This window comes from Paenibacillus sp. FSL L8-0470, assembly GCF_038008625.1.
Lineage (GTDB): Bacteria > Bacillota > Bacilli > Paenibacillales > Paenibacillaceae > Paenibacillus_AQ.
This window is the reverse complement of sequence record NZ_JBBOZM010000001.1, coordinates 4,530,740-4,544,430: the sequence shown is the minus strand read 5'-3', so window position 1 is coordinate 4,544,430 and position 13,691 is coordinate 4,530,740. Positions and strand designations below refer to the sequence as shown.

Here is a 13,691-nt window from a genome sequence, read left to right as displayed (position 1 = left end):
ATTTGAAAATCTATAAAATTTTAAGAATGTATTAAAAACTATTTTCACAGAAGAAAGTATTGCTTTGATGAGAACTCAGAACTCAGAGCTCGGAGAACTTCGGTTTATTTTCGTTTTAGAACGCCAATAGCCGCCGCATAAGTTCCGCAGCTTCCTCCGCAACCTCGGCATCCGGGATCGCTAAGTCACTGATGCCAGCCTGGCATTGATAACGAATCCGCAGCGTGCCATCTATGTGCTGTTTTTCTATAATGCTAATTCCGCTCTGATGTGCCTGCGCTTTTATCATGAGCTCTTCTTGCGTTAATCTTTCCCGGGCCTGTGTCAGCCACGCGACGTACGGGTCAAGTGTGTGCATCGAGAGGAATATCTGGGAGTCCCGTTCGAATGCGGCTTTCACCATCGGAAGGATCGTGTAAGGACGGATGAAATTGCGGACTTCTGCGGTGATAGATGCGGGTGAGTTGCGTGTTGCGGACATTACAGTGCCTCCGTTCGATTGCGAATGTATGTTCGCATTATATCGCATGTGAACAAGTTTGTACAGGTGCGCGTTATTTTATTGCATAGGTGCACGGCCATACGCTATAATAAATGCGAGATTGGTAAAAGCTGTGACGACCGTATGGGCAATCGTTGGCAGAACGTGATAATGGCGCGGAAGTTACAGAGTAACCGTCGGGGTATAGCGCAGCCTGGTAGCGCGCACCCTTGGGGTGGGTGAGGTCGCAGGTTCAAATCCTGTTACTCCGATACGACACTAAAAAAACCGCTTCATACGGATTCAAGATTCCGTATGAAGCGGTTTTTTTGTCCAAATATAAGAATTTATATGCTTCACGCTATAAACTATCCTTCTATTTCTCGCTGAAACGGATACCGTCCTTTTGAGGACGGCAAAGCCGTTTCCACTTGGTTATCGTCGCTCTAGTACTTCACTGTCACTGCGGGTAAGCTTTATGACCCCGGTAACCAATGCATATAATGCAACAACCGTGAGTACGATAATGGCCCAGACGTAGTTTCTTACTGTGTAAGTAAGTGATGCGAAGATTAGGAACAAGGCGATGCGCAGTATTCCCTCGTTAATAAAATTTCTCCCTGCTGTACTCATGATTTCTTCCTCCTTAAGTTCGAATTAGTGCATATACAAGCCCGTAAGCGCTTTACTGTTTGTAAGCTTATTATAAACCTTTTCCAACGAAAAAGACACATATTGTTCACAAGTTATTTATTTCACATTTATTTCACAATGGTAACTTAGCCGTTACCGGCTAATCCCTCCAGTCATAAAATAAATCACTACAGTAAAGGAGGAGTTACGGTGGAAGCATATTATAATTGTCTGCAATGCAAAAACAAAAGGGTACGGATTATGACAACCGATGGAAAACAGCATGAAGGTATCATCGTGGATGTGGATCGTAACAATGTCTATTTGAAAACGAAGGGCAACGGAAAAATGAAAACCTCGGCATTTTACCCAGGCAATTATTACGGCGGTTTTTACGGGTACGGCAGTGAAATTTTAACTTTAAGCTTGTTTACACTGCTGGCAATCGCACTGATCTAAAAGGCAAAAAAAGTGGACCTCCCTAATCTGGGAAGCCCACTTTTTGCGTATATACGTAAATTTCGATATCGGTTCGGTATCTTTCATTTTAGTTCTGTATGGAGATGGAGCCGATTTCCGTGGATAGGGACAACAGCGGTCCACCCCCGTTTAAATCATGTTTGCCGGAACCTGTACCGGAAATATGTCCAAGCTCGCTAGAGGCCTCCACAGTGCATTTGAGACTGCTGTCCAAAGAGGCGGATATTTTGCCTATGTCACTTTTAGCTTTGAGACTGCTGCCGTTTTTCATCTCATTGATACTTAGCCCGATGCTTCCGGTATCTGTCTCTACCTTAGACTTGCCGGTGACTTCAACATCCCGGAGTGTGACGGCTCCAACATCGCTCGAAATGTCAAAGGTGCCCTGCAACTGGCTCAACTCAATAGAACCTACATCATTATTGATTTCAAATCTGTCGAAACTGGCTGGAAGCTCAATCAGGTAGTTGATGCTGAAGTCTGAATAGCCGTATTTTTTGTGCGCCCAGGACCATAAATCCTTTTTGGGACTGTCCTTGGCGTAGGTGGATACTTTAAGCTCGTCACCGCTAATTTTTACAGATACTTCAGCATTATCAAACAACTCTGGAGCATATTTGCTGGAGGCATGATGGGCTACGATAGTAGCGGTTACGTTAACGGTATTTCCTGTAGTGGAGATGACCTCAACCTCACCCACTGCATTGTCCAGGGTAAGTGTAGAGGAGGACCCTGGTTTTGAGGTGGCAACAAGTTCTTTGCTGACACTGTCGGCTGTGATCTGTTCTGCCACAACGGACGCAGTATTCTGAGCAGTTTGCTGTACATTTTCCATTGCTTCTCCGATACCCTGCCCAAGGTTTGCTGTTGCTTCACTTAACCCGTGTCCTAAATCTGCTGCTGCTTCACTGATCTCCTGCCCGAGTTCACTAGAGAATTCTTCAAACTCCCCATTACTGTCAGCAACTTCCTGTTGGGAGTTGCCGGATAAGCGCTGTTCAAGCTGATTATCAGCAGCTTCCTTGCCAGGCAGTTCTCTGCAGCCGGCTAATAGTACAATGGAGAAAACAGCCAGTGCTGCAATCTTTGCTGGTTTATAATTTTTTTTCAAATGGAGCCCCTCCTAAAAGTCTGTATATTGCTTATGTATAATCGTTATTATATATTATGGTAAATAATTGAATAACAGGCTAGAGACCGGTTGCTGTGCTGGACTAAAGTCCAGTACCTTTGGGCGCGACTACAAATCAATAAACGATTGTGTTAAAATTAGCTGTAGATGATAGGTTCAGTAAAGCTGAAACGGCGGGTTGGAAATCAGAGCAATCGAAGTGTAGAAGTGTAACGGAGCTTGGCAGCAGAAAACAGACCGACTCTCAGGCACCATGAAGGGCGGTCTATTACTATTTTGACTGTAAAAAGTCAAGGGAGCGGATGAGCCTGATGCGATATGCAGCAATCCTGATCGTATTGTTATTTGTTGTGGTTGTTTACTGGCTGTTTAACAGACGGCATAAGAGGGCCGGAAGTCCAAAGACTGCAACGGCCAGCAATGTGATCTCGATGGACAGACACCGCAAAGCTAAGCAGAGTTCCACGGAGCAGCTCTGTTCCTCATGCAAGAAGAGAAACGGAAAACTTATCTTTTATGCCCAGGATAACGGAAGCGTAGTCGGACTATGCAAGGATTGCAAAACGAAAGCCCAAAAGAAGGATATGCTGCCGCTCTAAAAATATAGTTGTATTAGCCTACTCTTTATGTTATTATTATTTCTGTTGTGTGGAATACGGTGGTCCTCTGCGGATAATGAGGGAGAGCGATGGTCTCTCCGGAAGAGGCATGAACACCTGTACGGAAGGAGGAAGTCCTAAATGAATATCCTACAAGCAATTACGCAAGAACAAATCCGCAAAGATATCCCGAGTTTTCGCCCGGGAGACACTTTGAAGGTACACGTAAAAGTTATCGAAGGAACTCGTGAACGGATCCAGTTGTTCGAAGGCGTTGTAATCAAACGTCGCGGCGGTGGAATTGGTGAGACTTTTACGGTTCGTAAAATTTCTTACGGTGTTGGTGTGGAAAGAACTTTCCCAATCAACTCGCCTAAACTCGAGAAAATCGAAGTGGCTCGCCGTGGTAAAGTTCGTCGTGCGAAGCTCTACTATCTTCGTGAACTGCGCGGTAAAGCTGCAAGAATTAAAGAAATCCGTCGCTAGAATAGTGACAAAGGAAAGGGGCTTGAGTTCAAGCCCCTTTCGTTTATTCTTGTTGCTATATCCGGTTCTTCTCGACCCCAATAATGGACATTAAAATAGTTGCCTTAGGATCAGCTTCTCCGAAAAGGCCTCCTGAAGGAGTAATCGTGGAGGAGTTTTTGGCAGGAGTTTTTTTGTGTTGTATAGTGAATATAGGATGAAGAGAGGACGGTGAATTATGCAGCAGGATTTGCAGCAGGGACAAGGGGAGATCGTGGAGTCCGGCGGACAGAATCCCAAGAAACAGAAGAATGAAGTGTTGGAATGGATTAAAGCGATAGCAATTGCATTGGTTCTGGTAATTCTGATACGCTGGCTTTTATTTAAGCCGTTTATTGTGGATGGACCTTCTATGAAGCCTAATTTCCATACCGGTGAACGTGTAATTGTAAATGAAATCTTGTATGACATCCGCTCTCCGCAGCGTGGCGAGGTGATTGTGTTTCATGTACCTTCAGAGGGCAGGGACTTCATCAAGCGCGTAATTGGAGTGGCAGGAGATACGGTGAAAGTCGAAGGGGATGTCGTTACAGTTAACGGAGAACCTGTGAACGAAACTTACATTCAAGGCGCGATTGATGAAGCGCATAATAATAATGCTTTGTACAATAATAAAGATTTCCCAAACGAAGATTTTACTGACGGCACAGTGCCGGAAGGACATGTATTCGTAATGGGGGATAACCGCTCAGACAGTACGGATAGCCGGATGATCGGTTATGTGCCGCTTGGCGATATTGTAGGCCGTGCAGATCTGATTTTTTGGCCGGTCAAAGACATTTCAGTAATTAACCATTAAGCTGACAGAAGTCAAAGGAGGTGACGGCAATGGCCATTCAATGGTTCCCGGGTCATATGACGAAGGCTAGACGGCAAATTGAGGATAAGCTGAAGCTGATAGATGTTGCAATAGAACTGCTTGATTCCCGTCTGCCGCTTTCCAGCCGCAATCCGATGATTGACGATATTTTACGGGACAAGCCGAGATTGATTATTCTGAATAAAGCAGATTTGGCTGATCCAGAAGCGACGCGCAAATGGTTGGCGTACTTCAAAGCCCAGGGGCATGTCGCCCATCCTGTAGATGCGTCTACCGGAACAGGTGTGAAGGAAATCCCTGAACAGGTTAAACTGCTGCTGAAGGAGAAAATTGATCGGCAAATTGCCAAGGGGATGAATCCGCGGGCGATGCGCGCACTGATCGTGGGGATTCCCAATGTGGGCAAATCGACGCTCATTAACCGGATGGCAGGCAAGAGTATCGCTGCAACCGGTGACCGCCCAGGGGTCACAAAGGGCCAGCAATGGATCAAAACAGGCGGAAATCTGGAGCTTCTGGATACCCCGGGTATTCTGTGGCCAAAGTTCGAGGATCAGGATGTAGGCTACCGCCTTGCGGTAACCGGAGCTATTAAAGAGGAGATTCTGAACGTCGAGGATATCGCCTTTTATGCTGTCAAATATCTGGTCTCAGATTATGGTTCCCGGTTTAAGGAACGCTTCGGGATTGATAAGCTTCCTGAGGATCTGGAGAACCCCGATGAGATCGTTGCCGTTCTGGAAGCGATAGGGCGTAAACGTGGCTGCCTCATCAGTGGCGGGCGAGTGGATCTGGAGAAGGCGTCACGTACGTTACTCCACGAACTGCGGGCAGGAAAGCTTGGAACCTTTACCTTGGAGATGCCTTGAGCACGGTAAAATAATGATTGGATTATAAGCCATCCACTTTTTGGGGTGGCTCTTTTTGTTGTCTTTGTTTTTGAAGCATGATAGAAATGGGTCCTATGCAGAATTTTATTTATTAACTTAAAGAAGGATGCCTCCTGACGGCTTCATATGATAAGCTAAAAAGCAGTAGTATTGAATATAAGTGAAACTGGCGGTGGATGAACAGTGAGTACTATAGATATGTTGTTATACGAAAAAGAAGGCTGGGAGCAGTCATTTTGCCGGATTGCCGGTGTAGATGAGGTGGGCAGAGGCTGTCTGTTCGGGGATGTTGTCGCCGCAGCGGTGATATTGCCAGAAGGCCTTATTATAGAGGGTGTTGACGATTCAAAAAAGCTGAGCGCCAAGAAGAGAGAGGTTCTGTTTGAGCACATTATGGAGCAAGCGCTGGCGGTTGGTGTTGGTCACGTTGACTCTGCGGTCATTGATGAAATTAACATTAAACAGGCTTCGCGGCTGGCAATGAAGAAGGCGGTGGAGGGCTTGAGCCATACGCCGGATTACATGCTAATTGATGCGGAAAAAGTGGATTTGCCGCTTCCTCAGCGTTCAATTATTAAAGGAGATGCCAATAGTCAATCCATAGCTGCGGCATCCATTGTGGCGAAGGTGACCCGTGACCGGCTCTGTGAAGGCTTATGGGAGGAATTATACCCGGACTATGGGATTAAAATACATAAAGGCTACGCGACCAAGCTTCACCGCGAGCAAATTGCAGCCTTGGGGCCAACGCCTATGCACCGGCGGAGCTTCATCAGCCGGATATTGGCGGAGCAGCAGACGTTATTTTAAAAAAAGAACTTAAATGTCGATATACTAAGAAGACATTAAACGAAGGGAGGAGAAAAGGCATGAATATCGGATCTATGATTCGAGGATTGCTCGGAGACAGTAAACCGGGAGAAGCCAAGTCTTTGGAGCTTAAGGAAGGCCAGGTCGTTCGTGGTGTAGTCCTCAGTGTGTCGGAATCCGGCAAAGAAGCGGTCGTTCAGATCCAAGGCACACCTGTACGTGCGGAGCTGGAAACTCCGCTGCAGCCTGGACAAACCTTAAATCTGCAGGTTGCCCCTCCGGGTGAGGGCGGGCTGCCCGTATTGAAGCCGGTCTCCCTTGGCGAATCAGCTCTTGCATCATCTCAGAGCATGGGGGAGGCACTGGAATCACTTGGGCTGTCAGATTCCAAGGCAGGACGGGAGATTATTCAGGCCATGCAATCAGGAGGCCTGCCCCTGACCAAAGAGACGGCGGCGAAGCTCGATGCGGTGATGAACGCCAAGCCGCAGGGCGTGCCGACTTCGGAGTGGCTGGAAGCGGCAGTGATCTCAGTGAAACGGGGACTGCCTGTGACAGCGGAGAGCGTGAAGGGGCTGCAGCAGGCTGTGTTTGGTCCGAAACTGCATGAATTGCTGACCAAGCTTGAAACGGAGCTTACGCTCTGGGCACAGCAGGAAAGTGAAGGGGATGGTGGAAAGGCCATAGGTGGTTCGGAGAAGCTTACGGCTCCTTCCAGATCGGCTGCCCCTTCTTCTACCGGCAATACTGGTACTGGTCTCGCTGTGGCAGGCGGAGAGGTTGATGTCGATCCGGCAGCGGCTAAAGCTGCCTTAGCGGCTTCTGCTATGCCGGACGAAGCTGCTGACGGGGCCAAACCAGCTGTGCAGTCTACGGCAGCGCAGGCTGGTGTAGGGAAGGGTGAACAGGCTGCGGCAGCGATGGCCGCGAACACACCCGAAGCCGAAGGTGCTAAGCCTGAAGCCGCAGCCAAGAACGTGGCAGGTACTGCTGCGGCTGTGCCGACAGACAACGAATCTGCCGACGCGGGTGTTCTCCCTAAGGCAGCAAATGCGGCTTCAGGGAGTTCGGCTGAAGGAGCTGACACGCAGAATCCTGCGGCGCGGCTGAAAGAGAGTGGAACAGATCCTGCGGTGGTACGAATCGGTGCAGGATCTGCCGGATCAGAGGGGGAGCCTGCGGCGAATGCGGCAAAGCCGGGGAGCGCAGCTCAGCCGGAGCGTGCGCAAGCTGCTGCAAGCAATGCCAGTGCACCGACAGCGCAGCAGTCCGGCACGGCCCTGCTAACGAAGCTGCAGGGCGTGCTCAGCGAGCTGCGCGGCACACAGCCGCAGCTCGCCGCTTCGCCGCCCGCTAACGTTGCGGGCGGAAGCCCTGCCCCAACGGCAGCTTCTACGCCGGCGGCAGCACCAACGCCAGCGGCAGCGCCAACACCGGCAGCAGCGCCAGCGTCTACGCCAGCACCAGCGCCATTGGCTGCGCCAACGGCGGCAGTGCCAGCGCCTGCGGCTGCGCCGCCGCAGGGCAATGCAGCCCCGCTGACGCAGGCGGGGCAAACCCAGGCTCCCGCGGCGTCAGCGCCGCGCGGGGAGAGCCCGGCTGCTGCGTCAGCGCCGCAGCCGGGGCCCGCTGCCACCCAGGACACGGAGTCCTGGGTGGGGCGGGTGCTGAAGCTGCTCGGTGCGGAGCACGAGCAGCAGGCGGTGCGCGGCGGCTTCGCAGCAGCCGCAGAGGCGCGGCCTGTGCCAGCGGCCGCGGGAACGCGTGAAGCAGCGCTGCCGCTGGCGGCGCTGCAGGGCGGTGCGGCGGCGGGTGAAGACGCCGCCGACACGCTGAAGGGCGTGCTGCTGCAGGTGATGAGCAGCGATGCCCCGCCTGCGGTGAAGGAAGCCGCAGGCCAGCTTGTGCAGCAGCTGACGGGACAGCAGCTGCTGCTCAACACGGACCGTACGGCACCGTTCGCACAGGTGACGCTGTTTCTGCCGCTGCGGGGCGGGGATGGACAGGAAACGGCTTCTGTCCATATTCAGTCGCGGCGTGGCCGCAAGGGTGAACTGGATGCGGCGAACTGCCGGCTTTGGTTCGATTTGGACATGAAGCAGCTGGGACAGACACTGGTTGACGTCCAAGTGGTCGACCGGATCGTAAGCCTCAAGGTGCATAATAATGATCCTTGGGTACTTGAACTGCTGGAGGATCGGCGGGAGGATGTCCAATCCGCAGTAGAGTCAATAGGCTACCAGCTTTTAAGCTTGCGCACAGAGCCCTTGCCGGAGCCCAGCTCGCTTGCGGCACCCGGTATGAAGACTGTGTCCAAGCTGGCAGACTATGTTCCTGACTCCTACAAAGGAGTCGATTACCGGATATGAGTGAGCCAAATGAAGTTTCACAGAACCTTAAGAAGGCTGTTGCACTGAAATATACTCCAGGCCAAAGCGAAGCCCCGGTAGTTGTGGCCAAAGGGCAAGGTGCTGTGGCGGATATGATTTTGCAGCGGGCCAAGGAGAACGGGGTTGCTGTTCAGGAGGATGCAGCATTGGTGGAGGTCTTGTCGAAGTTGGACCTCGATCAGCAGATTCCTCCTGAGCTGTATCATTTGGTGGCGGAGATTCTAAGCTATATCTACCAGAGTGACCGTTCTGCAGGAGAGCGGAGGCTCAAGTGAGGGAAAACGGCACAGGCGGGCGGTATAGCCGCAAACAAAAAGGCACAGCAGCTGAACAAGCTGCTGTAATGTATTTGACTTCCCAAGGTTACGATATTATTAAATGCAATTGGCGCTGCCGCAGCGGCGAGATTGACATCATTGCTGAGCTTGAAGGCAGGCTGATCTTCGTGGAAGTACGGAGCCGCAGCGGAAACCCTCAGCAGGGGACCCCCGAAGAATCTGTGAACACCCGCAAAATACGGCAGGTGCGCAATACGGCAGAGGTCTATTTGCATGCCACAGGTCAGGAAGAACGGCAGGTCTCCTTTGATGTGATTTCAGTATTACTGAATGACGATACGAGTATTGCTGCTCTAAGGCATATTCGCGAGGCGTTTTAAGCGGGTTTTTGTCGATTTAATGTCCATTTTAGAGCTTATGTCTTGACATTACTTCCGTGTCATGGGTCATTTCTTAAGGGAAATGGGTAAACATTATTGTAACTTTTAATGCTGCCATGAGGAGGGTTGTCCGCATGAGGAATCAACCATTTGATATACAAGTAAGTTTTACATGCCAAGAATGTGAACAGAAGATCGCTGTAGATTTAGGCGGAGAGCCATTATCCGTTGTCTGCTGCAGCCAATGCAACAAAACCTTCACCGTTATGCGGCCAGCCATTGCCGAGGAGATATTGATTGATTGGGAGAATGAGGCGCTTATTCAAAAGATTCGGGCCGAAAAGAGCCAAAGCGACAGCAACAGCCTGTTGTCACTGGTTATTAAAGTGATAGAGCTGCTAACCTGGCGGGATAAGGGCAATGGACAGGTGGAGGCAATTAGAGAAATGCGTAAATGGCTTATTGATCATGAAGAAGTCCCGCCACTCGCTGAATTGATTCAGCTGGATGCAAACCAGCGTTCCAACAAACGGGAATGGCGTAAATAAAATTAAGTTCAGCATAATTGTGAAATCAGAATATACGGAGTTTCCGTGAAAGTTGGGTGTACGCGAATGTCTAAAGTATTTTTTACCTCAGACCACCATTTTGGGCATAAGCTGATTATTGATTTTGAGTCCCGTCCCTTCAGTGGTGTGGAAGAGATGAACCGGACGATGATCGAGAACTGGAATTCCGTGGTGGGGGAAGGGGATACGGTATTTCATCTTGGGGATTTCTCATTTATGAACCTGGAAGCGACGACGGGAATAGTATCTTCACTGAACGGCTACAAGATACTGATTCTCGGCAATCATGACCGCGGGCGAAGCCGCAAATGGTGGCTGGATTCGGGCTTCGACGAGGTTAGTGAATACCCGATGATCTACAAGGATTTCTTCTTTCTTTCACATGAACCGATGTATATGAACAAACATATGCCTTACGTGAATGTGCATGGTCATATTCATGGACAGAAATATGAAGGAAACAATCATTTTAATATTTGTGTGGAGCATTGGGGCTACAAACCGCTCTCTTTTGAGCAAATTACGGATGCTGTGGTGGTAAATGAAGAGGGTTAATTCATCACCTTTTTAAATGCTCTTTCACATTTGTGCAAATAACTGGAGGATGATCTCCCGTTCAGCTATTGCGCACGGCTGCAGATCATTTGTATACTGGTTATAATATAATCTCGGAAAATGAGGAAGCACCCTTTTTCTTGAAACGACAACGCTTATTTTTGGCGTATTTCAGGAGAAGAGGTGTTTTTTTATGTATGGAAAAATGCACAGCGCCTGCCTGTATGGGATTGAGGGTGTGATGATCGGTGTTGAAATTGATCTGGCCAACGGTTTACCACAGACGAATATCATTGGATTGCCTGATTCTGCTATTCGTGAAGCTGTGGAAAGAGTGCGTGCGGCGGTCAAAAACTGCGGTTATCGTTACCCTCAACAGCGTGTTACGGTCAATTTAGCCCCCGCTGATCTGCGTAAGGAAGGTTCGGCATTCGATCTGGCTATTGCCCTGGGCATTCTGACGACAAGCGGCCAACTGGTGATGCCTGAGGCAGAAAAGCTGCTGCTGATCGGCGAACTTGCGCTCGACGGCAGCCTGCGCCCTGTGACAGGTGTGCTGCCGATGGTAGAAGCAGCGCGTCGCGCCGGATTCCGTGCTGTATTGGTGCCATTGGGCAATGCTGCTGAAGCTGCTTTAATTAGCGGGATTACAGTGTATGCGATAGAGCATTTGGGGCAGCTGCCGCAGCCTGAGCACGAATCGGTAATGAACATGGCGGACATCGCAAGGAGAAGCGAGGTAGAGCAAATAGTAAGTGTGAATACAATGGCTGTTGATGAATCGGGTGGCTCAGTCAAAACTAAATCTTCTCTGCCCATAGGATTGGCTGTTGCTGAAGCTGAAGCTGTGACAAAGGAGGATGTCCTGCAAAATTCGCTGCCGTTTCCGGTTTCTGTCAGCAGCGGTCTTGCGAACAGCGAGCGTCCTCCGGTCATGGCGCTTACGCTGGATCATCTGAAATATATACCGGCAGTGATATATGAAGGATCTGCCATAACTGAAGACAACGGTATGCTGGAGGATTACAGTGATGTTCTAGGGCAAAATCATGTGAAGCGGGCTTTAACCATTGCGGCGGCGGGGATGCACAATATTATCCTGATGGGGCCACCGGGAACGGGGAAAACGATGCTCATCAAACGGCTTCCTAGTATTCTACCACCGCTGAATGACAGTGAATCTCTGGAGGTGACCAAAATTTTCAGCGCGGCGGGCAAGCTTAAGGATGCCCACAGCGGGCTGCTGCGGGGGCGCCCGTTCCGTTCGCCCCATCATACCATCTCTGCGGCAGGGCTTATTGGCGGTGGAGGGATTCCCAAGCCGGGGGAGGTCAGCTTAGCCCATCGCGGTATTCTCTTTCTGGATGAGCTGCCGGAATTCTCGCGCAATGTACTAGAGGTTCTGAGGCAGCCCTTGGAGGACCGGGTAGTGACGATCAGCCGTGCCCGCGCTGCATTTACCTTTCCTGCCCAATTTTTGCTGGCCTGCTCTATGAATCCTTGCCCGTGTGTAGAACACCTCTGGATTTATTAAATGAATAACGAATATTCACAATCGCTTTTTTGCGTCCTCCCTCTAATGGCTCAATCGTCTCCACAATGATTTCTTCAACGAGTGTTTTCACTATTTCACGTTTCGTTTCAAAAGTAATATCATTTTCTATTTTCGCTCTTAATTCGGATAGGAGCTCTTCAGCTGAATCAAATTGGTAAGCCAGGTCTTGCTCTGCTTCCATTAATTTATCAAGTTCCTTAACGCGGTATTCTAATGCTACGGTTTCCGACAAAATATCTTGTAGTTGCTTTTCAACGTCGATTGCTTTAATCATCTTCTGGCGATAAAGGGAAAGGATACTTTGTCTCTCCGGTTCTTTTTCCTGTATTCTTTTTAGGATCATTGCTTTTTCCTCGATATATTTAGTCCTAAAAGTTTTTCTTGTATACATTCCTGTTTCGAGTTCTTTTAAAGCTTCCCCTGGATTCTTAATAAAACGAAGGCATTCTTGCCAAGCCAAGTCCTCGATCCATTCTGCAGGAATATTTTTGGAATAACATTTGCCCTGAAGAGGTCCCTTATAAGCGGTCTTTCCGCCGCACATATAATAAGCTTTTTGTTTCCTTTTAGGTCCATTAAAGGCGCCGCCATAATATGTCAAGCCGCAGCATCCGCATTTAATAACCCCACGTAATAAGTAGAATCTGGTCTGATTTCGGAAAGCTTCAATTTGATTATTCCTTAAAGCTTGTTGAGCTCGTTCCCAGGTTTCTACAGATACAATTGAAGCCACCTCACGCACGATTAGTTCTCTTTCTCTAGTCGCTCGTCTTCCGTATTCATGGATGCCTTTGTAAGTTGGATTAACAATCATGTTCCTGATTCGTGAGGGGCTCCATACTCCGGCAGTGTTTTCTTTGCGCTTACCTTTTGTTACTTTCCGACCATGAACAACATATGAGGGCGGGATTCGCAGCGAATTAAAATAATCAGCAACTTTAACTGTTGACATTTTTTCATTAGCTACTAGATGGTACATCAGTCTGATAATACTTGCTTCAGACAAATCTAGTTTTCCAGGAAGAGGCTCTTCATTAACTTCAAGAAATCTTTCTTCATTGACTCGGTACCCAAAGGGGACAATTCCACCAAGCCATTTCCCTAATCGAGCATGACGATTCGCTCCATGCCATAATGTGTCGAGGAGGGTGTCACGGTCAAACTCAGCTTGACCGGCTAAAACGGTTATAATGAATCGCCCCATTGGGTCGCCAGTATCAAAGGGTTCAGTCATACTTTTGATTTTAACACCATGTTCTTCGAGCTGGTAAATGGCATCAAGTGTGACGCGTGCCTTTCGGCCAAGACGCTTCATGTTGTAGATGAGCACGGTTTTGAAACGGCCTGACTTGGCATCCTCCAGCAGCTGTTTTCCGTCCTCACGCTGTTCTAGGCCAATTGTGCCGGTAACTCCATCATCTTTGTACCAGCCCACGATATTCAATTTATGTAACTCACCATATTTCTGAGCAAATTCTATTTGATTTTCAATGGTTTCTCGTTCCTGCTGATCATCTGAAGATACACGGGCATAAACAACAACATCTTTCTCATGCAATACATTTGTAAAATTAAGCATTCATACTTCCTCCCA

The 13,691-nt window shown here is 49.0% G+C and carries 16 protein-coding genes and 1 tRNA gene; 13 read left to right on the top strand and 4 right to left on the bottom strand.

Annotated elements, in window-relative coordinates; genetic code table 11:
* Positions 1–115 precede the first annotated feature (115 nt).
* Positions 116–481: a hypothetical protein gene (locus NST99_RS20675; protein ID WP_341094095.1), complete on the bottom strand. Its 366-nt coding sequence runs from the start codon at positions 479–481 to the stop codon at positions 116–118.
* A gap of 198 nt (positions 482–679) precedes the next feature.
* Between NST99_RS20675 and NST99_RS20670 the strand changes: the two genes are divergently transcribed.
* A tRNA-Pro gene (locus NST99_RS20670) sits at positions 680–753 on the top strand.
* A gap of 163 nt (positions 754–916) precedes the next feature.
* On the opposite strand, the gene NST99_RS20665 is transcribed toward NST99_RS20670, so the two are convergent.
* A complete protein-coding gene (locus NST99_RS20665; RefSeq protein ID WP_341094094.1) occupies positions 917–1,114 on the bottom strand; it encodes a hypothetical protein in 198 nt (65 codons plus the stop codon).
* A gap of 210 nt (positions 1,115–1,324) precedes the next feature.
* Between NST99_RS20665 and NST99_RS20660 the strand changes: the two genes are divergently transcribed.
* On the top strand, positions 1,325–1,573 hold the full coding sequence (locus tag NST99_RS20660; RefSeq protein WP_038593610.1) for a hypothetical protein: 249 nt from the start codon (positions 1,325–1,327) through the stop codon (positions 1,571–1,573).
* 88 nt (positions 1,574–1,661) lie between these two features.
* Here NST99_RS20660 and NST99_RS20655 read toward each other — a convergent pair whose 3' ends face one another.
* Positions 1,662–2,705: a hypothetical protein gene (locus tag NST99_RS20655; RefSeq protein WP_341094093.1), complete on the bottom strand. Its 1,044-nt coding sequence runs from the start codon at positions 2,703–2,705 to the stop codon at positions 1,662–1,664.
* A gap of 332 nt (positions 2,706–3,037) precedes the next feature.
* Between NST99_RS20655 and NST99_RS20650 the strand changes: the two genes are divergently transcribed.
* The 11 genes from NST99_RS20650 to NST99_RS20600 all read left to right on the top strand — a co-directional run bounded on the left by NST99_RS20650 (position 3,038) and on the right by NST99_RS20600 (position 12,076).
* Positions 3,038–3,325 carry a hypothetical protein gene (locus NST99_RS20650; protein ID WP_341094092.1) on the top strand — a complete coding sequence of 96 codons (288 nt, stop codon included), beginning with the start codon at positions 3,038–3,040 and terminating at the stop codon, positions 3,323–3,325.
* A gap of 141 nt (positions 3,326–3,466) precedes the next feature.
* Positions 3,467–3,811: a 50S ribosomal protein L19 gene (rplS, locus tag NST99_RS20645; protein ID WP_038593601.1), complete on the top strand. Its 345-nt coding sequence runs from the start codon at positions 3,467–3,469 to the stop codon at positions 3,809–3,811.
* A 217-nt stretch (positions 3,812–4,028) separates the two neighbouring features.
* Positions 4,029–4,649 carry a signal peptidase I gene (gene lepB, locus NST99_RS20640; RefSeq protein WP_341094091.1) on the top strand — a complete coding sequence of 207 codons (621 nt, stop codon included), beginning with the start codon at positions 4,029–4,031 and terminating at the stop codon, positions 4,647–4,649.
* Positions 4,650–4,678: 29 nt separating this feature from the next.
* Complete coding sequence (gene ylqF / locus NST99_RS20635) at positions 4,679–5,539, top strand: ribosome biogenesis GTPase YlqF (protein ID WP_341094090.1); 861 nt, start codon at positions 4,679–4,681, stop codon at positions 5,537–5,539.
* A gap of 219 nt (positions 5,540–5,758) precedes the next feature.
* On the top strand, positions 5,759–6,370 hold the full coding sequence (locus tag NST99_RS20630) for a ribonuclease HII (RefSeq protein ID WP_341097709.1): 612 nt from the start codon (positions 5,759–5,761) through the stop codon (positions 6,368–6,370).
* A 59-nt stretch (positions 6,371–6,429) separates the two neighbouring features.
* Positions 6,430–8,739 carry a DNA ligase gene (locus NST99_RS20625; protein WP_341094089.1) on the top strand — a complete coding sequence of 770 codons (2,310 nt, stop codon included), beginning with the start codon at positions 6,430–6,432 and terminating at the stop codon, positions 8,737–8,739.
* On the top strand, positions 8,736–9,035 hold the full coding sequence (locus NST99_RS20620; protein ID WP_038593587.1) for an EscU/YscU/HrcU family type III secretion system export apparatus switch protein: 300 nt from the start codon (positions 8,736–8,738) through the stop codon (positions 9,033–9,035). Before NST99_RS20625 ends, NST99_RS20620 begins: the two co-directional genes overlap by 4 nt.
* The gene (locus tag NST99_RS20615) at positions 9,032–9,418 is read left to right on the top strand and encodes a YraN family protein (protein ID WP_038593584.1); all 387 of its coding nucleotides are present in this window, start codon (positions 9,032–9,034) and stop codon (positions 9,416–9,418) included. Before NST99_RS20620 ends, NST99_RS20615 begins: the two co-directional genes overlap by 4 nt.
* 134 nt (positions 9,419–9,552) lie before the next feature.
* Entirely contained in the window at positions 9,553–9,966 is a 414-nt protein-coding gene (locus NST99_RS20610; RefSeq protein WP_341094088.1) for a hypothetical protein, read from the top strand.
* A gap of 66 nt (positions 9,967–10,032) precedes the next feature.
* Positions 10,033–10,542 (top strand): phosphoesterase, encoded by a 510-nt coding sequence (locus NST99_RS20605; RefSeq protein WP_341094087.1) that lies wholly within the window; start codon positions 10,033–10,035, stop codon positions 10,540–10,542.
* Between the two features lie 193 nt (positions 10,543–10,735).
* A complete protein-coding gene (locus tag NST99_RS20600; RefSeq protein WP_445744977.1) occupies positions 10,736–12,076 on the top strand; it encodes a YifB family Mg chelatase-like AAA ATPase in 1,341 nt (446 codons plus the stop codon).
* Here NST99_RS20600 and NST99_RS20595 read toward each other — a convergent pair.
* On the bottom strand, positions 12,033–13,676 hold the full coding sequence (locus NST99_RS20595) for a recombinase family protein (protein ID WP_341094086.1): 1,644 nt from the start codon (positions 13,674–13,676) through the stop codon (positions 12,033–12,035). The two genes, NST99_RS20600 and NST99_RS20595, sit on opposite strands and share 44 nt — an antisense overlap.
* Positions 13,677–13,691: the final 15 nt, after the last annotated feature.

Coding starts and splice junctions, on each gene's coding strand:
- NST99_RS20675 (WP_341094095.1), bottom strand. CDS start 481: ATGTCCGCAACACGCAACTCACCCGCATCTATCACCGCAGAAGTCCGC.
- NST99_RS20665 (WP_341094094.1), bottom strand. CDS start 1,114: ATGAGTACAGCAGGGAGAAATTTTATTAACGAGGGAATACTGCGCATC.
- NST99_RS20650 (WP_341094092.1), top strand. CDS start 3,038: ATGCGATATGCAGCAATCCTGATCGTATTGTTATTTGTTGTGGTTGTT.
- rplS (WP_038593601.1), top strand. CDS start 3,467: ATGAATATCCTACAAGCAATTACGCAAGAACAAATCCGCAAAGATATC.
- lepB (WP_341094091.1), top strand. CDS start 4,029: ATGCAGCAGGATTTGCAGCAGGGACAAGGGGAGATCGTGGAGTCCGGC.
- ylqF (WP_341094090.1), top strand. CDS start 4,679: ATGGCCATTCAATGGTTCCCGGGTCATATGACGAAGGCTAGACGGCAA.
- NST99_RS20630 (WP_341097709.1), top strand. CDS start 5,759: ATGTTGTTATACGAAAAAGAAGGCTGGGAGCAGTCATTTTGCCGGATT.
- NST99_RS20625 (WP_341094089.1), top strand. CDS start 6,430: ATGAATATCGGATCTATGATTCGAGGATTGCTCGGAGACAGTAAACCG.
- NST99_RS20620 (WP_038593587.1), top strand. CDS start 8,736: ATGAGTGAGCCAAATGAAGTTTCACAGAACCTTAAGAAGGCTGTTGCA.
- NST99_RS20610 (WP_341094088.1), top strand. CDS start 9,553: ATGAGGAATCAACCATTTGATATACAAGTAAGTTTTACATGCCAAGAA.
- NST99_RS20605 (WP_341094087.1), top strand. CDS start 10,033: ATGTCTAAAGTATTTTTTACCTCAGACCACCATTTTGGGCATAAGCTG.
- NST99_RS20600 (WP_445744977.1), top strand. CDS start 10,736: ATGTATGGAAAAATGCACAGCGCCTGCCTGTATGGGATTGAGGGTGTG.
- NST99_RS20595 (WP_341094086.1), bottom strand. CDS start 13,676: ATGCTTAATTTTACAAATGTATTGCATGAGAAAGATGTTGTTGTTTAT.